At 62.7% G+C, this 19,546-nt stretch carries 21 protein-coding genes; 18 read left to right on the top strand and 3 right to left on the bottom strand.

Features of this window, described 5'->3' with window-relative positions; translation table 11 throughout:
* Window positions 1–1,047: VWA domain-containing protein (locus tag ABSG20_RS09730; protein WP_423864291.1), on the top strand; the 1,047-nt coding region annotated here is incomplete at its 5' end.
* Between the two features lies 1 nt (window position 1,048).
* On the opposite strand, the gene hemE is transcribed toward ABSG20_RS09730, so the two are convergent.
* Complete coding sequence (hemE, locus tag ABSG20_RS09725; protein ID WP_423864290.1) at window positions 1,049–2,095, bottom strand: uroporphyrinogen decarboxylase; 1,047 nt, start codon at window positions 2,093–2,095, stop codon at window positions 1,049–1,051.
* A 111-nt stretch (window positions 2,096–2,206) separates the two neighbouring features.
* Between hemE and ABSG20_RS09720 the strand changes: the two genes are divergently transcribed.
* The 6 genes from ABSG20_RS09720 to ABSG20_RS09695 are packed head-to-tail and all read left to right on the top strand — an operon-like array spanning window position 2,207 to window position 7,094.
* The gene (locus ABSG20_RS09720) at window positions 2,207–3,166 is read left to right on the top strand and encodes an alpha/beta fold hydrolase (RefSeq protein ID WP_423864289.1); all 960 of its coding nucleotides are present in this window, start codon (window positions 2,207–2,209) and stop codon (window positions 3,164–3,166) included.
* A gap of 12 nt (window positions 3,167–3,178) precedes the next feature.
* Entirely contained in the window at window positions 3,179–4,078 is a 900-nt protein-coding gene (gene bchO / locus ABSG20_RS09715; RefSeq protein ID WP_423864288.1) for an alpha/beta fold hydrolase BchO, read from the top strand.
* 56 nt (window positions 4,079–4,134) lie between these two features.
* Window positions 4,135–5,685 (top strand): phytoene desaturase, encoded by a 1,551-nt coding sequence (locus tag ABSG20_RS09710; protein WP_423864287.1) that lies wholly within the window; start codon window positions 4,135–4,137, stop codon window positions 5,683–5,685.
* On the top strand, window positions 5,682–6,746 hold the full coding sequence (locus ABSG20_RS09705; protein ID WP_423864286.1) for a phytoene/squalene synthase family protein: 1,065 nt from the start codon (window positions 5,682–5,684) through the stop codon (window positions 6,744–6,746). Before ABSG20_RS09710 ends, ABSG20_RS09705 begins: the two co-directional genes overlap by 4 nt.
* An 8-nt stretch (window positions 6,747–6,754) precedes the next feature.
* On the top strand, window positions 6,755–6,922 hold the full coding sequence (locus tag ABSG20_RS09700) for a hypothetical protein (protein WP_423864285.1): 168 nt from the start codon (window positions 6,755–6,757) through the stop codon (window positions 6,920–6,922).
* A 31-nt stretch (window positions 6,923–6,953) separates the two neighbouring features.
* Window positions 6,954–7,094, top strand: coding sequence for a hypothetical protein (locus ABSG20_RS09695; RefSeq protein ID WP_423864284.1), 141 nt, complete (start codon window positions 6,954–6,956; stop codon window positions 7,092–7,094).
* A 3-nt stretch (window positions 7,095–7,097) separates the two neighbouring features.
* On the opposite strand, the gene ABSG20_RS09690 is transcribed toward ABSG20_RS09695, so the two are convergent.
* Both ABSG20_RS09690 and crtD read right to left on the bottom strand, forming a co-directional pair.
* Window positions 7,098–7,955 carry a hydratase gene (locus tag ABSG20_RS09690; RefSeq protein WP_490338318.1) on the bottom strand — a complete coding sequence of 286 codons (858 nt, stop codon included), beginning with the start codon at window positions 7,953–7,955 and terminating at the stop codon, window positions 7,098–7,100.
* The gene (gene crtD, locus ABSG20_RS09685; RefSeq protein ID WP_423864282.1) at window positions 7,952–9,490 is read right to left on the bottom strand and encodes a 1-hydroxycarotenoid 3,4-desaturase CrtD; all 1,539 of its coding nucleotides are present in this window, start codon (window positions 9,488–9,490) and stop codon (window positions 7,952–7,954) included. The genes ABSG20_RS09690 and crtD overlap by 4 nt, the downstream gene beginning before the upstream one ends.
* Before the next feature lie 105 nt (window positions 9,491–9,595).
* Here crtD and ABSG20_RS09680 point away from each other — a divergent pair, with 105 nt between their 5' ends.
* From ABSG20_RS09680 to pufM, 11 genes are all read left to right on the top strand, one after another.
* Window positions 9,596–10,462: a polyprenyl synthetase family protein gene (locus ABSG20_RS09680; protein WP_423864281.1), complete on the top strand. Its 867-nt coding sequence runs from the start codon at window positions 9,596–9,598 to the stop codon at window positions 10,460–10,462.
* 80 nt (window positions 10,463–10,542) lie between these two features.
* Complete coding sequence (locus ABSG20_RS09675) at window positions 10,543–11,676, top strand: methyltransferase (protein ID WP_423864280.1); 1,134 nt, start codon at window positions 10,543–10,545, stop codon at window positions 11,674–11,676.
* Window positions 11,677–11,766: 90 nt separating this feature from the next.
* The gene (gene bchC / locus ABSG20_RS09670; protein WP_423864279.1) at window positions 11,767–12,708 is read left to right on the top strand and encodes a chlorophyll synthesis pathway protein BchC; all 942 of its coding nucleotides are present in this window, start codon (window positions 11,767–11,769) and stop codon (window positions 12,706–12,708) included.
* Complete coding sequence (locus ABSG20_RS09665) at window positions 12,705–13,700, top strand: chlorophyllide a reductase iron protein subunit X (protein WP_423864278.1); 996 nt, start codon at window positions 12,705–12,707, stop codon at window positions 13,698–13,700. Before bchC ends, ABSG20_RS09665 begins: the two co-directional genes overlap by 4 nt.
* 25 nt (window positions 13,701–13,725) lie before the next feature.
* Window positions 13,726–15,345, top strand: a complete 1,620-nt coding sequence (gene bchY / locus ABSG20_RS09660; RefSeq protein ID WP_423864277.1) for a chlorophyllide a reductase subunit Y — start codon at window positions 13,726–13,728, stop codon at window positions 15,343–15,345.
* Entirely contained in the window at window positions 15,345–16,796 is a 1,452-nt protein-coding gene (gene bchZ, locus ABSG20_RS09655) for a chlorophyllide a reductase subunit Z (RefSeq protein ID WP_423864276.1), read from the top strand. The genes bchY and bchZ overlap by 1 nt, the downstream gene beginning before the upstream one ends.
* A gap of 74 nt (window positions 16,797–16,870) precedes the next feature.
* On the top strand, window positions 16,871–17,110 hold the full coding sequence (locus tag ABSG20_RS09650; protein WP_423864275.1) for a hypothetical protein: 240 nt from the start codon (window positions 16,871–16,873) through the stop codon (window positions 17,108–17,110).
* Between the two features lie 121 nt (window positions 17,111–17,231).
* Complete coding sequence (gene pufB, locus ABSG20_RS09645) at window positions 17,232–17,447, top strand: light-harvesting antenna LH1, beta subunit (RefSeq protein ID WP_423864274.1); 216 nt, start codon at window positions 17,232–17,234, stop codon at window positions 17,445–17,447.
* 12 nt (window positions 17,448–17,459) lie between these two features.
* Window positions 17,460–17,657 (top strand): light-harvesting antenna LH1, alpha subunit, encoded by a 198-nt coding sequence (gene pufA / locus ABSG20_RS09640; protein WP_423864273.1) that lies wholly within the window; start codon window positions 17,460–17,462, stop codon window positions 17,655–17,657.
* A 134-nt stretch (window positions 17,658–17,791) separates the two neighbouring features.
* Window positions 17,792–18,628: a photosynthetic reaction center subunit L gene (gene pufL / locus ABSG20_RS09635; RefSeq protein ID WP_423864272.1), complete on the top strand. Its 837-nt coding sequence runs from the start codon at window positions 17,792–17,794 to the stop codon at window positions 18,626–18,628.
* A gap of 28 nt (window positions 18,629–18,656) precedes the next feature.
* Window positions 18,657–19,546 (top strand): photosynthetic reaction center subunit M (pufM, locus tag ABSG20_RS09630; protein ID WP_423864271.1); only part of this gene is annotated, 890 nt, incomplete at its 3' end.

Here is a 19,546-nt window from a genome sequence, read left to right as displayed (position 1 = left end):
GTCGAACAAGCCGACGTCGCGCTGGCCGCCCGGTTGGTACTGGCGCCGCGGGCGATGGTTTTTCCCCAGCCGAATGAAGCAGAACAGCCGCAACAGCCGCCCGAGCCACCATCGGGTGAGTCCGACGACAGTACTGACGCAGAAAAGCCCGACATCGACCGTGCGCTGGATGAGGTAATTCTCGCCGCGGTGCAGGCGGCGCTGCCGCCGGATGTGCTTGCGGCGTTGCGCGCCCCGGGCCGTTCACGTGCGCCTTCGCAAGGCAAAGCAGGCACTCTGCAAAAATCCAACAAGCGCGGCCGACCCGCGGGCGTGCTGCGCGGCGATTTGCGTTTCGGCGCCAGGCTCAATGTGATCGAGACCTTGCGGGCCGCAGCAGCGTGGCAGCCGCTTCGCCGACGCGAGGCCAACTTGACCGGCAAGACATCGGCGCAACCGCGCATCCTGATCCGCAAGGATGATTTCCGTATCTCGCGCTTCAAGCAACGTACGGGGACCACCACGATCTTCGTCGTCGATGCCTCCGGCTCCGCGGCGTTGCACCGGCTCGCAGAGGCCAAGGGTGCCGTCGAGCTGTTGCTGGCCGAATGCTATGTCAGGCGAGATCAAGTAGCGCTGATTGCGTTTCGCGGCTGCGTCGCGGAATTGCTGTTGCCGCCGACCCGATCGCTGGCACGCGCCAAGCGCAGCCTCGCGGGGTTGCCCGGTGGCGGCGGTACGCCGCTCGCGAAAGGCCTCGACGCGGCCTTCGCGCTTTCGGATTTGATTCGCCGCAAGGGACAAACTCCGACAATTATCGTGCTCACGGATGGACGCGCCAACATTGCACGTGACGGTGGTCAAGGGCGTCCGCGCGCGGAGCAGGACGCGATCAGCGCCGCGCGGCAGTTGCGTGCCGCCGGTGTCACCGCCGTGCTGGTCGACACCTCGCCACGCCCGGGAACTTCGGCGGAACACCTCGCAACGGAAATGGGCGCGCGCTACCTGCCATTGCCCCGGGCGGATGCCACGGCGCTGTCGAAGGCCGTGTTGGCAAGCAGGCACTAGCTTAGCAGGCAAAAGCCCTTACCCGCTTCACCATCTGTTCGACATGGGCGATCGGGGTTTCCGGCTGGATGCCGTGGCCGAGGTTAAAGATCAGCCGGCCGCCGGCGTAATTCGCCAGCACATCGTCAATGGCGCGCTCCAGTGCCGCGCCGCCGGCAATCAGAACCAGTGGATCGAGATTGCCCTGGAGGGCGACACGGTTCTGCACCCGGCTGCGGATCAACGACGGCTCGGCTGTCCAGTCGATGCTGACGGCATCAACGCCGGTTGCCTCCACATATCCCGGCAGCAACGCACCGGCCCCTCTCGGGAAGCCGATGATTTTCGCATCCGGCACTTGTCTTCGCACGCCTTCGACGATCCGCTTGGTCGGCTCGACCGACCAGCGCTGGAATTCGCGCGGCGGCAGTACGCCGGCCCAGGTGTCGAAGATCTGCAGCACGTCGGCACCGGCTTTGAGTTGTCCTAGCAGGTACTGAACCGAGTTCTCCACGAGCACGTCGATGATTTTCGCGAATGCTTCGGGGTAGCGATAGGCCATCATCCGTGCCGGGGCCTGATCGGGCGTGCCTTGCCCGGCCACCATATAGGTCGCAACCGTCCATGGCGCTCCGCAGAAACCGATCAGCGCGATTCTGGAATCGAGTTCGTGGCGCACCCGGCGCAACGCCTCGAATACCGGTTCGAGTTTGGTGAAATCGCCCAGTGATGCCAGCGTCCCTACCTTCTCCGGTGTGTCCAGCGGATCCAGTCGCGGGCCTTCGCCGACCTCGAACCGCACCTCACGGCCAAGCGCATAGGGAACGACAAGAATGTCCGAGAAAATAATCGCGGCATCGAAATTGAAGCGGCGGATCGGCTGCAGCGTGACTTCGGCAGCGAACTCCGGCGTGAAGCAGAGGTCGAGAAAGCCGCCGGCTTTCGTCCGCACTTCGCGATATTCGGGCAGGTATCGGCCGGCTTGCCGCATCATCCAGAGCGGTGGCATCGGCTGCCGGCGGCCGGAAAGCACTTCAATGAGGGGTTTGACGGCTGGGAATTGTGTCAAGCAGCGTTTCCGTAGGTGTTTGACAAGTATCATTGTCGTTTCTCATACACTGCTGCTACCGTCTTGGCCATTACGAGATGCATGGAAGCCTTAAAAAGGGGTACATCAGCGATGACAGCAGCCGTGCCGACCGTCCATTTTGTCGCCTTGCGTGATGCCGCGGAGCTGCCCGCACCGGTCTCCGGCCAGCGTCACGAGATCGGCAGCCCGGTCGGCCGACTGACCTATTATTCCGCGGCACCGGAAGCTGACGGCCATTTTCCGCCGCTGCTGCTGATCCACAGCATCAACGCCGCCGGCTCGGCCTATGAAATCCAGCCGCTGTACGAGCACTACCGTCATAGCCGCGCGGTCTACGGGCTGGAACTTCCCGGCTTCGGCCATTCCGAGCGGGGAAAACGCCCATATACCGTGCGCATGATGACTGACGCGATTCTCGTCATGATCAGGGAAATCCAGAACGTCCACGGGCGCGGCCCGGTTGACGCGCTTGCCTTGTCGCTGTCGTCGGAATTTCTCGCCCGCGCCGTCACCGAGGCGCCGCTCGGGTTTCGCAGCGTGGCGCTGGTCAGTCCGACCGGTTTCCGAAGCCGGGACGCGACGACGAAATGGCGCAACGGCACAAGAGCGAGGCCATGGCTGCACGCACTGTTCGAGTTTCCGCTGTGGAGCGAGGCGTTCTTTCGATTGCTGACGAGCCGATCCGGGATTCACTATTTTCTCCGGAAAACCTGGGGGGCGCCTGAGATCGACGAGGGCCTCGCAGCTTACGACTATCTCACCACGCATCAGCCCGGTGCTCGTCATGCGCCCTATTACTTCGTGTCGGGATATTTGTTCAGCGAGGACATCATCCGGCTCTATCATTCGCTGACCTTACCGGTGTGGATGGCCCGCGGTGTCCGCGGCGATTTTGTCGATTACAGCAACGAGACGCTGGTCAAGGGTCGCGCCAACTGGACCATCCATGTGTTTCCCACCGGCGCGTTGCCGCATTTCGAGGCGAAAGACAGCTTTCTGAAGGCGTATGACGCATTTCTCGCTGACGCACCCGCCGCTTCACCCCCGTAGCCGCCGTGCGACATGTCCGATCTCGTCTGGAGCAGGGATGGCGGCGACTGGCCCAATCGGGAGGCCAGCAGTTTTGTCGAAGCCGCCGGCATCAGATGGCATGTGCAGAAGATGGGGCAGGGACCGCCGCTGCTTTTGATTCACGGCACCGGTGCCGCGACGCATTCGTGGCGCCAATTGATGCCGATCCTGGCGCGCCGATTTACCGTCATCGCGCCGGATCTGCCGGGTCACGGCTTCACGCAGTCGCCGCCGTCTCGTCGCTTGTCGTTGCCTGGCATGGCCTCGGATGTGAACCAGCTGTTGCGTATCCTCAAGGTGAAGCCCAAGATTGCGGTCGGTCATTCCGCGGGTGCTGCGATCCTGGCGCGAATGTGTCTCGACGGAACAATCGCGCCAAAACTTCTCGTCAGTCTCAACGGCGCGTTCATGCCGTTCGGTGGCGTCGCGAATCATCTGCTCTCGCCATTGGCCAGACTGCTCGTGATGAATCTATTGGTGCCGCGCGCGTTCGCCTGGCAGGCCTCTCATGCCGGGGCGGTCGAACGGTTGATCCACAATACCGGCTCGACCATCGATGCGCGGGGCATCGCGCTTTACCGAAAACTGGTGCGTAGCCCGACGCATGTCGCGGCGGCGCTGCGGATGATGGCGAACTGGCGGCTCGAGCCACTGCTGCATGATTTGCCGCGGCTTGCGACCACACTGTTGCTGGTGGCCGCCGAGAATGACCGATCGATATCCCCCGATGTCGCGCGGCAGGTCAGCGAAGTCTATCCGCAGGCGATCATCGAGCGTTTGCCCGGCCTCGGCCATCTCGCGCACGAAGAACAACCACAGGACATCGCGGATCTCATCATGAGATACGCGTCGCAACCGAACCGCGCCGGCGAACGCCCACCGACGCTGTAAATATAATTTTACACCAAAGGACTAGGCAACTGTCAACAAATAGTTACAGTGCGGGCATGCTTGATCCGAGCCCGCTCCATTCAACGCCGCAAGCCCCGAATAGTCGCCGACCGCACGCGGTGGTGATCGGCAGCGGCTTTGGCGGCTTGGCGGCGGGGGTTCGGCTTGGCGCCAAGGGTTATCGCGTCACCGTGCTGGAAAAACTCGACGCGCCGGGCGGCCGCGCCTATGTCTACAGGCAGGACGGATTCACTTTCGATGCCGGGCCAACGATCGTCACCGCGCCGTTCCTGTTCGAGGAATTGTGGAAGCTATGCGGACGAAAACTGTCCGATGACGTGACGCTGGTGCCGGTGTCGCCATTCTACCGGATCCGCTTTCAGGACGGCTCCCACTTCGATTACTCCGGCGATCCCGCGGCCGTATGCGCCGAGATCGCCCGGTTTTCGCCTGACGATGTCGGCGGTTACGATCGTTACATGGAAGCCAGCGAGGAGATTTTCAGGGTTGGATTCGAACAACTCGGCGACGTACCGTTCAGCAAATGGACCGACATGGCCAGAATCGCGCCCGAGATGCTCAGGCTGTCGAGCTATCGCTGCGTCTACAGCCTGGTCTCGAAATTTTTTCGCGATCCCCGATTGCGCGTGGTGTTCAGCTTCCATCCGCTTTTGATCGGCGGCAACCCGTTCACCGCAAGCTCGATCTATTGCCTGATTGCCTTCCTGGAACGGCGCTGGGGCGTGCATTTTACGATGGGCGGCACCGGCCGTCTTGTTGGCGGGCTCGTGAAGCTGATCGAAGGGCAGGGTGGCGCGGTCCTTTGCAATCAAGAAGTTCGTGAAATCATCGTCAGGGATGGCGCGGCCTGTGGTGTCCGGCTGGCGTCGGACGAAATCCTCGGCGCCGACATCGTGGTGTCGAACGCCGATTCGGCATGGACCTACCGTCATCTGTTGCAGGCTTCAGCTCGCTCGCGCTGGACCGACAAACGAATCGAACGCGCAAGATATTCCATGGGTCTGTTCGTCTGGTATTTCGGCACTCGCCGCCAATACAAGGAGGTGCCGCACCACACCATCCTGCTCGGGCCGCGCTATAAGGAATTGCTGGCGGACATCTTCGAGCGCAAGATTCTTGCTGACGATTTCAGCCTGTACCTGCACCGCCCGACCGCGACCGACCCTTCGCTGGCGCCCGAGGGCTGCGATGCGTTCTATGTGCTCTCGCCGGTGCCGCATCTGCAGAGCCGCACCGATTGGAGTATGACCGCCGAAAAGTACCGCCGCGCGATTTCGCAGGAACTCGCCAAAACCATGCTGCCCGATCTCGAGAACCAGATCGTGACGTCGCGTATGCTGACGCCTCAGGATTTCCAGGATCGGTTGTCGTCGTTCCGCGGCGCCGCGTTCGGGCTGGAACCGGTACTGACGCAGAGCGCCTGGTTCCGCCCGCATAACCGCAGCGAAGACATCGATCGCCTGTTTCTGGTCGGTGCCGGCACCCATCCCGGCGCCGGCCTGCCAGGCGTGCTCTCGTCCGCGCGCGTTCTGGATTCGCTTGTTCCTGATGCCCGAAGCCTGATGCGTAATCTGGAGACCGCATGACGAGACCAACAAATCCTGCCGATATGGCCGCCTGCCGCGCCCTGCTGAAAGGGGGTTCGCGCACCTTTCACGCGGCCTCCTTGGTGTTGCCGCGGAAAGTCGCCGATCCCGCCATCGCGCTGTACGCGTTTTGCCGCCTGGCCGACGACGCAGTCGATCTTGGCGTCAATCGCGCCGCCGCCGTTGAAAGACTGAAGGATCGGCTCGATCGCGCCTATCGCGCCCAGCCGATGAATCTGGCCGCCGATCGCGCCTTCGCCGATGTGGTGTCACGTTTCTCGATCCCGCGCGAATTGCCCGAGGCGCTGCTCGAAGGACTGGCATGGGATTCTCGATGCCGCCGCTATGAGACGTTGCCGGAATTGTATGCTTATGCGGCGCGGGTGGCGGGTGCCGTCGGCGCGATGATGAGTCTGGTGATGTGGCAACGCTCGCCGGATATCGTCGCGCGCGCCTGCGATCTCGGCGTTGCCATGCAGTTGACCAATATTGCCCGCGACATCGGCGAGGACGCCCGTGCCGGGCGGCTCTATCTGCCGATTTCGTGGCTGCATGACGCCGGCATCGATCCGGAACAGTGGCTGGCCAAGCCGGTTTTTACGACCGGAATTGCCGCGATCGTTCAGCGCCTGCTCGATGCCGCCGACGCGCTTTATGGCCGCGCGACGCTTGGTATCGAACGTCTGCCGCGCTCGTGCCGACCCGGCATCTATGCGGCGCGCGCGCTTTATGCCGAGATCGGTCGCGAACTGGAGCGGCGCGGATTTGATTCGATTTCACAGCGCGCGGTGGTCTCGACGAAACGCAAGATCACGGTGTTGGCGCGAACCCTGGCGTTCCTGGAAAAGGAATGGTCACCGGCAAGGAAGCTTGCACCGATAGCCCAACTCGATGAAACCCGATTCCTGATCGAGGCGGTCGCGGCCACGCCACTGCGCGACGCTTTGCGGCCGGCGGAGGTGAAGGCGCAGCCGATCGAGGATCGGGTGGTCTGGGTGATCGATCTGTTCACGCGACTCGAACGCCGCGATCAGTTGCTGCGCGGCGGATCATTGCGATAAAAACAGAGATGCCGGAAATCAAAATTATCGGCGCTGACACGACAAGCCTTGCCGAACAACACTGGGCAAAGGCCGAGGTCACCTCATGGGCCAACGGGAAGCTGACGCCCGACATGACCAAGGCACTGCCGGGCGATGGCGTGCAACCCGATTACTCTTCACCAGCATCAGCCTGATCATGCACAGCAATGACCGAAAGGACAGCTGATGGATGGCTATCTGGGATTTATCGAATTCTTTGTTGTGGCGTTGTTTGCCATGGCCTGGGGCGTCCTCGAACTGGTCGGCCGCCGGCTTGACAGGAGGAGGGAAGCGGAGCGGACCAAACAACAAAATCCGGCGGCGTAATGCCTAACGCCGGGGCATCCGGAACGGCAGCATCGCCTGCACCAAGGGCATTTTGAATCGATCGAGCGACAGGCTTTCGTGCATCAGCACCACTGGCTCGCCGAGCAACTTTGCCGATACCACAGAACGTGCGTAGAACGGGGCGTCTTCAAGCGTTCTGAGAATTTGCGCCGTATACTCGCTGCGAACGTTCCGTCCCACTCGCCACCCGGTGCGTCGCAGTTCGACCGCGGGTGGCGGTCCGAACGCCTGCATCCGCCCTTGCGGATCAAAGGTCATGGCCAGATTAGCGCGACTGCCATCGCACCGCTGCGCTTCATAGAGGATCACCGCGCCGTCGCGCGTTGCGCCGCGCGCCCATTGCCAATTCCTAAATCCGGATTCGAGCGGCGCATCGCCGTAGTTCATGTCGAAATAGCCGTCGCCCTGCCAACGGAGATCCGGATGCTTGAGCGTCACCTGTACGCGAGCGCATGGCGCGATCGGCCACCACCAATGATTACCGTTCTCGTTGAGCACGAAGGCCTGTTGCGTGATCGCCGAGGGGACAACGCGTATCGTGCCACGGATACGGCCAGGAATCGGTACCGCGATTTCGTCGATGCGAATCGTCAGTGACTTGCCGTCCCAGGCAAGATTGCTTGGGCCAACGGTGAAGGTATCGGCTGTTCGGCGGACGGCGCCGCGCGGCCGTTCCGTCATCGCCCAACGTTTGCCGCGTTTGCGGTAAATCGCGACGTTGATGGCGCAATGATTGAGCGGATCGGCCGGGCCGCTGCGCCGCGCCAAGGCATAGTAGGGCGAGAACACGCTGCCGATGAAGGCGATGATGGTGATGCCGCTTTGGCCGTCATCGCTCAGCGCATCGACATACCACCACGCATAGCCGTTTTTGGCGACTGGACGATCGAACCGAGGTCTGCCATCAGGCTCGCCGCTGCCGAGCGGCCGGACAGCGCCGCCATCGGCACGCCCGGTCCCGGATGGGTACTGCCCCCCGCCAGATACAGTCCCGGAATTCGGGTTCGCGCGCCCGGGCGCTGAAACGAGGCCGTCCATCCGTGCGAGCTGCGGCCGTACAGCGCGCCGCCCGTCGCCGGAAACAGCCTGTTGAAATCGGCCGGCGTCGTCACCCGCGTCGTCTCCGGCCGACAGTGGATCCGCAGCCCGCACCGCTCCAGCACGCCAAATGTCCGTTGCGCGCATTGTTCCACCTCCGCTGCATCGAAAGAATGCCGGTCGCCGTTGGCTGGCGCGTTGACGAGAACGAGAAGCTTTTCTACACCGGTGCCGGCGGCGGCGTCGTTTTCACGATCCTGCGCGCAGACGTAAACCGTCGGTTCCCGCGGTAGACTGTCGTGGCCGAAGATGTCGTCGAACTCCGCCGCATAGTTCTGCGAGAAAAACACATTGTGCCGGCGTAATGGAAACCCGTCGGTTTTCGCAACGATACTCCACGTCATCGCCGACAAGGATCGTGCACCCGGCGGGATCGCCGTCGCGGCGCGGCTTGCATTGATGCCGAACAGTCCACCTGCGACGGCTGCAACATCGGCATTCATGATGACGGCATCCGCAGGGATACGTTCACCGCACGAAAGCCGGACACCGTCGGCGCGTCCGCGGGAGGTGAGAATTTCGCTCACCTCCTGGCCATAGCAAATCGTAGCGCCGAGGGATTTCGCGGCTTCTGCGAGTGCGCTGGCAAGGCCGTGCATGCCGCCGTCGATGCTCCAGACGCCTTCGCGCTCGACATGCGCGATCAGCATCAGGGTTGCCGGCGCCCTGAATGGCGACGAGCCGCAATAGGTGGCGTAGCGTCCGAACAATTGGCGCAGCCGAGGGTCGTGGAAATATTGCGAGAGCGCCGACCACATCGACCAGAACGGTTTGATCTGTGGCAGCTGCATGAAACCGCGAAAGCCATTGGCACCGATCAGTCCGCCCATGCTGGGTTGCGGCGCGCGCAGGAAGGGCTTTTCGAGAATGTCGTAGATCCGCTTGGTGTCGCGACAGAAGGCGCGGTAGCGCGCAGCTTCCGCGGCGCCCGCGAAATCTCCAATCGCTTCCACCGAGCGCGCTTCGTCGGCAAAGAGGTCCAGTTGGGCGTCCGCATCCCATGCGTGACGCGCCAGAATCTCCAGCGGACGCAGGTGGACGTGATCCGCGAAATTCCTGCCCACGGCGGCGAATAACTCATCAAACACCCAACGCATCGTGAACACGGTAGGGCCGCTATCGATCTGCGTACCGCCAATGGCGATCTGCCGCATCTTGCCGCCGGGTGCCGTGCCGCGTTCCAGCACGGTCACGTCGAATCCCCGCGCCGCGAGCGCGAAAGCGGATACCAGACCCGCGATCCCGGCGCCGACAATCAAAACACGGTCTCTGGGCATGGTCGAACGGCCGGCGGTTGTCGGTTGACAGGTGTCCACAATTATTTACACTCCAGGTCGACAAGTCAAACTGACAGTTAGGTCTGTCCAACGCGGGAGCCTGTCATGGAAATCACCAGCCGGATCGAACGGGCCTTGAACGAAGCCGTGACCCGGGCCGAGGTTCCCGGTTGCCCGCCCCGGTTAGCCGCAGCGATGCGCTATGCGGTGTTCCCTAGGGGAGCCCGGGTACGGCCCCGGCTTTGCCATAGCGTGGCTGCCGCCTGCGGCGAGGACCACCCGGCCGCGACCGAAGCGGCCGGTGCTGCGCTCGAGCTCTTGCATTGCGCCTCCCTGGTGCATGACGATCTGCCCTGCTTCGATGCTGCGGAGACGCGGCGCGGCCGTCCCTCCGTTCACAAGGCGTTCGGCGAGCCGCTTGCGGTCCTGACCGGCGACGCGCTGATCGTGCTGGCGTTCCAGACGCTGGCGCGGGTTCAGGGCAGGCCGGAACGCCTCGCGGCCCTCACGCTGACGATCGCGCAATCCGTCGGCGTACCTTCGGGCATCGTCGCCGGCCAGGCCTGGGAATGCGAATCGCAGATCGATCTCGCGCACTACCACCGCGCCAAGACCGGTGCGCTGTTTGCTGCGGCCACCGTTGCCGGCGCGGCATCCGCCGGCGCCGACGCCGAGCCCTGGCGAATGGTGGGCGAGAAACTTGGCGAAGCCTATCAGGTCGCAGACGATATTCGCGACGCCGCCTCGGACCAAGAAGAGATCGGCAAGCCGGTGGGACGCGATCTCGCGCTGGGACGTCCGAGCGCGGTGATCGAACTGGGCCTCGATGGCGCGCTTCGCCGCCTGCACGAGCTGGTGCGCGGTGCCATCGATGCGATCCCGCCCTGTCCCAACGGCGCCGAGCTGCGTTCGCTGATGCTATCGGAGGCCAAGCGGCTGGTGCCGGCAAAGCTTGCCCAATTCGCGGCGTAGCGGTCATGGCCACGATGGCGCATCGTGGGGGGAGTGCGGGCGAGAACTCTGATGCGCGGGGCGGTGCGGAGGCAGCAGCCGTGGCGCACACCGCATCGCGGCTGTCGCTGCAGGATCGGCTGCTTGGCCTCCGCGATCGGATTATCGCCAATCCAGGTTTCCAGCGGTTTGCAGCCACTTTTGCCCTGACCCGGCCGATCGCACGGCGCCGGGCCAATGCGCTGTTCGATCTCTGTGCCGGCTTCGTCTATTCGCAGATCTTGCTCGCCTGCGTCCGTTTGAAATTATTTGACCTGTTGGCAGGCGACCCGCTTAGTTCAGCGGAATTGTCATCGCAGCTCTCGCTGCCGGCTGACGCGACCGTGATTCTGCTCGACGCGGCGGTCTCGTTGAAACTGCTGCAGCGCCGAAGCGGCAACCGCTATGGCCTCGGCTCGCTCGGCGCCGCCCTGATGGCAAATCCCGGTGTGGTTGCCATGATCGGGCATCACGCGATGTTTTATGACGACCTGAGCGATCCGGTTGCACTGCTGCGTGATCAAGCGGGCGCAGGACAGCTCGCGCGGTATTGGCCTTACGCCGGAAACGTCAGGGCCGCCGAGCTCTCGCACCAAGCCATCGCGCCTTACACCGCATTGATGGCAGCGTCGCAGCCGATGATCGCACAGCAAGTGCTTTCGGCCTATTCGTTCCGCGGTCATCGCTGCCTTCTCGATATTGGCGGCGGCGACGGCTCATTCATTGCGGCAGTGGCGGCGCATGCCCCGAAACTGCGCTGCGTGCTGTTCGATCTTCCCGCCGTCGCCGACCAGGCCAGCGAGAGGTTTCGCAGCGCGCAGATTTCACCCCGTGCGGTCGCGATCGGAGGCAGCTTTCTCACCGACCGGCTGCCCGATGGCGCCGATATCGTCTCATTGGTGCGGGTCATTCACGACCACGACGACGCCAGCGTTATGACCTTGCTGCGCGCGATTCGCCGCGCACTGCCAGGCAACGGCACGCTGCTGATCGCCGAACCTCTTTCCGGCGTCCGCGGCTCTCTGCCGATCGGCGACGCCTATTTCGCGTTCTACCTCCTGGCGATGGGCAGTGGTCGGCCGCGTACCTTCGAGCGGCTGCGGGATCTGCTCACGGAAGCCGGTTTCGACGGTATCACGCGGCGGCCGGCGGCGATGCCGATGCTGGCGAGTGTGATTACCGCTCGAACGGTCTAAGAATTTTGTTAATCCATCTTGACACTAAGATACGTCAGGTTAGCATGACACTCGCGGAGTCACCCTCCGCACCCGTCGAAGGAGTTGGCGATGGAAACCATCGCGGTGGTGCTGAAGCAGCCAGAGCATGTTGAAGTCAGTCGGCTTGCGCTGACTCCGCCGAACGCTGAGGATGTCGTGGTCGATGTCGACTGGAGCGGCGTGAGCACCGGGACCGAGCGACTGCTCTGGTCGGGACGAATGCCCCGGTTCCCGGGAATGGGATATCCGCTGGTCCCCGGCTACGAGTCGGTCGGCCGCGTCGTCGAAGCAGGATCGGCAACCGACCTCCTGGCCGGTCAGCGCGTATTCGTTCCCGGCGCAAAATGCTTCGGCGAGGTGCGCGGTCTGTTCGGCGCATCGGCGTCGCGTTTAGTGGTACCGGCGAAGCGCGTGGTGCCGCTCGATCAAAACCTCGGCGATCGAGCAACCCTGTTGGCGCTGGCGGCGACAGCCTACCACGCGATCGCCGCACGGGGCGCTGCCGCTCCAGACTGCATTGTCGGTCATGGCGTTCTGGGGCGGCTGCTCGCCCGCATCTCGATCGCGGTTCGCAACGATCCGCCCGTGGTTTGGGAGAACAACCCGGCTCGAATCACCGGAGCCGTCGGCTACGGTGTCATCGACCCCGAGCATGACACCCGCCGCGACTACAAGAGCATTTACGACGTCAGCGGCGATTCCAGCCTGCTGGATTCGTTGATCGGCCGCATCGCGCCAGGCGGCGAGATTGTGCTTGCCGGATTCTACAGCGAGCCGCTGTCATTTGCATTCCCGCCGGCGTTCATGCGGGAGGCGCGCATTCGTGTCGCCGCAGAATGGCAACAGTCCGATCTGGTCGCGACCAAGGCCCTGATCGAATCAGGCCGCCTGTCGCTGGACGGCCTGATTACCCATCACCACGACGCCGCTTCGGCCCCCGACGCCTATCGCGTCGCGTTTGAAGATCCCGTCTGCCTGAAGATGGTCCTGAACTGGAGTTCGATCTCATGAACGCCGTACCCCAAATCAGCATGAAGGACGCGCTTCGGGCCGAAGCAGCGATCGAACCGGATGCGCCGGCGGCCACACCGGTCACCAAGGAAACCCAGATCATCGCGATTTACGGCAAGGGTGGCATCGGCAAGAGTTTTACGCTCGCCAACCTGTCCTACATGATGGCACAGCAGGGCAAGAAGGTGCTGCTGATCGGCTGCGATCCGAAGAGCGACACCACGTCGCTGCTGTTCGGGGGCCGTGCCTGCCCGACCATCATCGAGACATCGTCAAAGAAAAAGCTTGCCGGCGAGGAAGTGAAGATTGGTGATGTCTGTTTCAAGCGCGATGGCGTGTTCGCGATGGAGCTCGGTGGTCCTGAAGTAGGCCGTGGCTGCGGCGGCCGGGGCATCATCCACGGGTTTGAACTCTTGGAAAAGCTCGGCTTCCACGAATGGGGCTTTGACTACGTGCTGCTCGACTTCCTGGGCGACGTTGTCTGCGGCGGCTTCGGCCTGCCGATCGCGCGCGACATGTGCCAGAAGGTCATCGTCGTCGGATCGAACGACCTGCAGTCGCTTTACGTCGCCAACAACGTCTGCTCAGCAGTCGAGTATTTCCGCAAGCTCGGCGGCAATGTTGGCGTCGCCGGCATGGTTATAAACAAGGACGACGGCACCGGCGAGGCCGCAGCATTCGCGCAAACCGTGGGCATTCCCGTGCTCGCCGCGATCCCGGCTGACGACGATATCCGCAAGAAGAGTGCGAATTACGAAATCATCGGTCTGCCGGGCGGGCAGTGGAGTTCGCTGTTTGAAGAGCTCGCGACGAATGTCGGCCTTGCGCCGCCGGTTCGCCCGACGCCGCTGACGCAGGACGGCCTGCTCGGCCTGTTCAAGGGCGAGGTTGTCGGCCGCGGCGTGGTGCTCGATCCCGCCACCATGGAGGACATGTGCGGCAAGTCTGTCGTGAACAAGCCTTCCCTCGAAGTCGTGTACGACGCCGCGTGAGATCAGGCATGATGCGGAGCGCGACATGAACTTTATTCTGCCTCGATACGCCGGCGCGATAGCTGAGTCTGTCGTGAACGAGCCCGTTGAGGCGGAGGTCGGCGTTGATGCGTCGGCGACGGATGCTGCCGTTGCGCCGCCCGCAATCAACGCTGGCGCTACGAAAGGCGACGGCCTCGGCTGCCATGCCGGCGCCGCGGAATTGAAGGCGGCTGCCAGTGTGGCGGGCAAGAGCGACATACTCGATCGCTATGCCACGGATTATCCCAAAGGTCCGCACGATCAGCCGCAAAGCATGTGCCCCGCGTTCGGCTCGCTCCGCGTCGGCCTGCGGATGCGCCGGACGGCGACGATCCTCTCGGGCTCAGCGTGCTGCGTTTATGGCCTGACCTTCACGTCGCACTTCTACGGCGCGCGGCGGACGGTGGGATACGTTCCGTTCAACTCCGAGACGCTGGTTACGGGAAAACTGTTCGAGGATATCCGCGAAGCCGTGTTCAAGCTCGCCGACCCGGCCCTCTATGACACCATCATCATCACCAATCTCTGCGTGCCGACGGCCTCGGGCGTCCCGCTCGATCTGTTGCCGAACGAGATCAACGGGGTGCGAATAATCGGCATCGATGTGCCCGGCTTCGGCGTGCCCACCCATGCCGAGGCCAAGGATGTGCTGGCGGCGGCGATGCTCGAATATGCCCGCAAGGAAGTCGAGCAGGGGCCGGTGCAGGCGCCGCGCGGCGGCAAAAGCGAACGGCGGACGGTCACGCTCGTCGGCGAAATGTTTCCCGCCGATCCCGTCGGTATCGGCATGATGCTGGAGCCGCTCGGGCTTGCGGCGGGTCCCGTCGTGCCGACACGGGAGTGGCGCGAGCTTTACGCGGCGCTCGACGGCTCCGTGGTCGCCGCCATTCATCCCTTCTACACCGCGAGCTTTCGCCAGTTTGATCTGGCCGGCCGAAAGATTGTCGGCTCCGCACCGGTCGGTCATGACGGCACCGAAGCCTGGCTTGAAGCGATTGGAGCGGCTTGCAACGTCGGCCGCGACAAGATCGAACACGCCAAGGGCCGGTTCCTACCGATGATCAAGGCGGCGCTGGCGGCAAAGCCGATCGACGCCAGGATCACGGTCTCCGGGTATGAAGGCTCCGAACTGCTGGTCGCGCGACTGCTGATCGAAAGCGGCGCCGATGTGCCGTATGTCGGCACGGCCTGTCCGCGAACACAGTGGTCAGACGCCGATCGCGAATGGCTGGAAGCAAAGGGCACGCGCGTCCAGTACCGCGCGTCGTTGGAAATGGATCTGGCCGCCGTCGACGAGTTCAAGCCCCGCCTTGCGATCGGCACGACGCCGGTGGTGCAAAAGGCAAAACAGCTCGCGATTCCGTCGCTCTATTTCACCAATCTGATTTCGGCGCGACCGTTGTTCGGCGTTGCCGGTGCCGGCTCGCTGGCTCAGGTCGTCAACGCCGCGCTCGCCAATCAAGGCCGTTTTAACGAGATGAAGGACTTCTTCGGCGACGTCGGCGAGGGTCATGCCGCCGGCGTCTGGGAAGACACGCCCAGGGACAATGTCGCCTTCCGGGAGAAATACAAGAGGCAGATCGAAGCCCAGGCCAAAAAGCGCAAAGCCGAGGAGATGATCTGATGCTCGTCCTCGACCATGATCGCGCGGGCGGCTACTGGGGTGCGGTGTATGCTTTTACCGCGGTCAAAGGCATGCAGGTCATCATCGACGGTCCGGTGGGCTGCGAGAACCTGCCGGTGACCTCGGTGCTGCATTACACCGACGCGCTGCCGCCGCACGAACTGCCAATCGTGGTGACCGGGCTTGGCGAAGAAGAACTCGGCCAGACCGGCACCGAAGGCGCGATGAAGCGCGCCCATCGCGTGCTCGATCCCTATCTGCCCGCGGTCGTGGTTACCGGGTCGATCGCGGAGATGATCGGCGGCGGCGTGACGCCGGAGGGAACCAATATCAAGCGGTTTCTGCCGCGGACCATTGACGAGGATCAATGGCAGAGCGCGGACCGGGCCATTGTTTGGCTCTGGAAGGAGTACGGCCCCAAGAAGATTCCGGAGCGCAAGCCGCGCGCGCCTGATGGCAAGCCGCGGGTCAATATCATCGGACCAATCTACGGCACCTTCAATATGCCGTCCGATCTCGCCGAGATTCGCCGCCTGATCGAGGGCATCGGCGCCGACGTCAACATGGTGTTTCCGCTCGGCAGTCACCTTGCGGACATTCCGAAGCTCGTCAATGCCGACGTCAATGTCTGCATGTACCGCGAGTTCGGGCGCATGCTGTGCGAGGCGCTGGAGCGTCCTTACCTGCAGGCCCCGATCGGCCTGCACAGCACGACAAAATTCTTGCGAAAGCTCGGCGAACTGCTCGGCATCGACCCTGAGCCCTTCATCGAACGCGAGAAGCACACGACGATAAAACCGCTGTGGGACCTGTGGCGCTCGGTGACGCAGGATTTCTTCGGAACCGCCAGCTTCGCCATCGTTGCCAACGAAACCTATGCGCGCGGGGTAAGAAATTTCCTGGAGACGGAAATGGGCTTGCCCTGCACGTTCTCGTTTGCCCGCAAGGCCGGCGTCAAACCCGACAACGACGCTGTCCGCACCGCCGTCCGCGAGAAGCCGCCCCTCATCTTGTTCGGTAGTTACAACGAACGCATGTACCTGGCCGAGGCGGGAGCTCGCGCGATTTACGTACCGGCGTCGTTTCCGGGCGCGGTGATCCGGCGCCATACTGGCACGCCCTTCATGGGTTATTCCGGCGCGACCTATCTGGTGCAGGAAGTCTGCAACGCGCTGTTCGACGCGCTGTTCAACATTTTGCCGCTTGCGGGCGATCTCGACCGGGTCGATCCGACCCCGGCGCGTCTGCGCGAGGAGATTCTGTGGAGCGACGAAGCCAAGGCGCTACTTGACGAGGTGCTCGAGGCCCATCCGGTGCTGGTACGCATCTCTGCCGCGAAGCGTCTACGCGATGCTGCCGAGAGCGGTGCGCGCCGCGCAGGCGAGGGGCGTGTCACCACCGAATTCGTAACAATGGCCCGGTCGGCCCTGATGGATCGGACGCCCGCATGAGAATGAATGAAGCAAACCTGTTTCCAGTGATTCCGCATTTGCATGTGGAACGCCACAATCGGGAGGTGACGTCGATGTCCGACTATGTCCATACCGGCCGCCGCTCGAAGATATCCGTCGAAAGCGCTGCCATCGAGTCGCGGCTCATATTCGGCGCTTGTTACGTCTTGCTTTTATTCTGGGCGGCGGTCACGCGGCTGATGCCCTGGCGCAAGCAGGCGGACGTCGACCGAGGCGACGGCCGCAGGTCGATTTTCGCCGAAGCCCGCAGTGAGGCGGGCATCATTGTGACGTCGTCGTTCATGGGACTGTAACCGGGATCTCGTCCGGCGGTGCCGGGCGGATGACTGCCGTTTCCAAAAAGATTCGGCATTTCGCTGTCGCCCACGCTCGGGCGGCGAACGGCCGCAAGGCCATTACCAGGAGGAATACCAAATGAAGGACGGTTCCCTCTCGGGGCTTACTGAAGCTGAAGCCAAGGAATTCCACACGATATTCATGACGAGTTTCTTTCTCTTCGTGGCTATCGCGGTGGTTGCCCACATCCTCGCCTGGATGTGGCGTCCCTGGCTGCCAGGCCCCGGCGGCTACAAAGCAGCGATGGATGGCATCCAGCACCTCGCCAGCGTTTCCTTATCGTACTTGACATAACGGGAGGCCAACATGTGGCGAATCTGGCTGCTATTCGACCCGCGGCGTGCGTTAATCATGCTCTTCACGTTCCTGTTCGGACTGGCGATCGTGATCCACTTTATTCTGCTCTCTACCGACCGGTTCAACTGGTTGGACGGTCCCCGCAAGGGCCCGGCAAAAACGTCAGAGATCTCTCTGCCGTACACCCCACCAAGCATGCCGTCCTGATGGCATGACAGACTGCGTACCGGAACGGACGAGGCCGGATGGAGCGGCCGGACTCGTCCGCTTCCGGTAGCTAACAAGCTGATATCGACGACAACGAGCGGTTAACTTGGGTTTCGCACGCGGAGGAACGATCGATGGCCATGCTCAGTTTTGAAAGAAAATATCGCGTTCGCGGCGGAACGCTGATCGGGGGCGACCTGTTCGATTTCTGGGTTGGCCCGTTTTACGTCGGGTTCTTCGGTATGACGACAGTGTTCTTTGCGCTGGTCGGCATCGCGATGATCCTCTGGGGCGCGGCGCTCGGGCCCACCTGGAATCTCTGGCAAATCAGCATCAACCCGCCCGATGTCAAATATGGACTATCCTTTGCGCCGCTGCAGGAAGGCGGAATCTGGCAGATCGTGACAATGTGCGCGCTGGGCGCTTTCGTTTCATGGGCACTGCGCGAGGTTGAAATCTGCCGCAAGCTTGGCATCGGTTATCACGTGCCGTTCGCGTTCGGCTTTGCCATCTTCGCCTATTTCACGCTCGTCGTTATTCGGCCGGTATTGATGGGATCGTGGAGCTACGGATTTCCCTACGGTATCATCAGCCATCTCGATTGGGTCTCGAACACCGGCTATACCTACGGCAACTTCCACTACAATCCCGCCCACATGATCGCCATCACGTTCTTCTTCACGACGTGTCTGGCGTTGGCGCTGCACGGGGGCCTGATCCTGTCGTCGACCAATCCCGACAGGGGTGAGCCGGTCAAATCACCCGAACACGAAAACACCATCTTCCGCGATCTGATCGGCTATTCCATCGGCACCCTTGGAATTCATCGCCTCGGCCTGTTTGTGGCGCTGTCTGCGGTGTTCTTCAGCGCCGTCTGCATCGTGATAAGCGGACCCTTGTGGTCGGAAGGCAATGCCTGGTCCGAATGGTGGAACTGGTGGCGCAATCTTCCGATCTGGTCCTCCAATTAATTTCCGGTCCTCAGAAAGAGCAATCGCTATGGCCCAGTATCAAAATTTCTTCACGCAGGTGCAGGTTCGCAGCAGCGTCTATCCGGGTATCCCGCTGCAACCCGGGACGTGGGTTCGCAGCGGGGAGGGCCGGTTCAATTATTGGCTAGGAAAGCTCGGCGACGCCCAGGTCGGTCCGATCTATCTCGGCTTTATTGGCCTCGCCTCGATCATGTGCGGCATTGTCGCGATAGAGATCATCGGCCTCAACATGATGGCGGAGGTCGACTGGAGTCCGATCGAATTCGTCCGCCAGCTGCCCTGGCTCTCGCTCGATCCGCCGAAGCCGGAATACGGCATCAGTTTTCCGCCGCTGAAGGAGGGCGGCTGGTGGTTGATGGCCGGCTTCTTCCTGACCACCTCGATCCTGCTGTGGTGGACGCGGACCTACCGGCGCGCGCGCGCCCTCGGCATGGGCACACACGTCTCGTGGGCCTTTGCCGCGGCGATCTGGCTCTATCTGGTGCTGGGCTTCATCCGCCCGCTGCTGATGGGTAGCTTCAGCGAAGCCGTTCCGTTCGGGATCTTCCCGCATCTTGACTGGACCAACAATTTCTCGATCACCCACGGCAACCTGTTCTACAATCCGTTCCACATGCTCTCGATCGCGTTCCTGTACGGATCGGCACTGTTGTTTGCCATGCACGGCGCCACCATCCTCGCGGTCAGCCGCTATGGCGGCGAGCGTGAGCTCGAGCAAATTGTCGATCGCGGAACGGCGCTGGAGCGGGCGGCCTTGTTCTGGCGCTGGACCATGGGGTTCAACGCAACGGCCGAATCGATCCACCGCTGGGCATGGTGGTTTGCCGTGCTCTGCCCGCTGTGCGGCGGGATCGGGATCCTTCTCACCGGCACCGTGGTCGACAACTGGTTTGACTG

Origin of the sequence: Bradyrhizobium sp. (assembly GCF_049512235.1) — a bacterium.
In the GTDB taxonomy this organism is placed as follows: domain Bacteria; phylum Pseudomonadota; class Alphaproteobacteria; order Rhizobiales; family Xanthobacteraceae; genus Bradyrhizobium.
This window is presented reverse-complemented; position numbering and strand designations above follow the sequence as displayed.

Excerpts from the sequence above, each read along its gene's own strand:
- ABSG20_RS09720 (WP_423864289.1), top strand. The coding sequence starts at position 2,207 with ATGACAGCAGCCGTGCCGACCGTCCATTTTGTCGCCTTGCGTGATGCC.
- bchO (WP_423864288.1), top strand. The coding sequence starts at position 3,179 with ATGTCCGATCTCGTCTGGAGCAGGGATGGCGGCGACTGGCCCAATCGG.
- ABSG20_RS09710 (WP_423864287.1), top strand. The coding sequence starts at position 4,135 with ATGCTTGATCCGAGCCCGCTCCATTCAACGCCGCAAGCCCCGAATAGT.
- ABSG20_RS09705 (WP_423864286.1), top strand. The coding sequence starts at position 5,682 with ATGACGAGACCAACAAATCCTGCCGATATGGCCGCCTGCCGCGCCCTG.
- ABSG20_RS09700 (WP_423864285.1), top strand. The coding sequence starts at position 6,755 with ATGCCGGAAATCAAAATTATCGGCGCTGACACGACAAGCCTTGCCGAA.
- ABSG20_RS09695 (WP_423864284.1), top strand. The coding sequence starts at position 6,954 with ATGGATGGCTATCTGGGATTTATCGAATTCTTTGTTGTGGCGTTGTTT.
- crtD (WP_423864282.1), bottom strand. The coding sequence starts at position 9,490 with ATGCCCAGAGACCGTGTTTTGATTGTCGGCGCCGGGATCGCGGGTCTG.
- ABSG20_RS09680 (WP_423864281.1), top strand. The coding sequence starts at position 9,596 with ATGGAAATCACCAGCCGGATCGAACGGGCCTTGAACGAAGCCGTGACC.
- bchC (WP_423864279.1), top strand. The coding sequence starts at position 11,767 with ATGGAAACCATCGCGGTGGTGCTGAAGCAGCCAGAGCATGTTGAAGTC.
- ABSG20_RS09665 (WP_423864278.1), top strand. The coding sequence starts at position 12,705 with ATGAACGCCGTACCCCAAATCAGCATGAAGGACGCGCTTCGGGCCGAA.
- bchY (WP_423864277.1), top strand. The coding sequence starts at position 13,726 with ATGAACTTTATTCTGCCTCGATACGCCGGCGCGATAGCTGAGTCTGTC.
- bchZ (WP_423864276.1), top strand. The coding sequence starts at position 15,345 with ATGCTCGTCCTCGACCATGATCGCGCGGGCGGCTACTGGGGTGCGGTG.
- ABSG20_RS09650 (WP_423864275.1), top strand. The coding sequence starts at position 16,871 with ATGTCCGACTATGTCCATACCGGCCGCCGCTCGAAGATATCCGTCGAA.
- pufB (WP_423864274.1), top strand. The coding sequence starts at position 17,232 with ATGAAGGACGGTTCCCTCTCGGGGCTTACTGAAGCTGAAGCCAAGGAA.
- pufA (WP_423864273.1), top strand. The coding sequence starts at position 17,460 with ATGTGGCGAATCTGGCTGCTATTCGACCCGCGGCGTGCGTTAATCATG.
- pufL (WP_423864272.1), top strand. The coding sequence starts at position 17,792 with ATGGCCATGCTCAGTTTTGAAAGAAAATATCGCGTTCGCGGCGGAACG.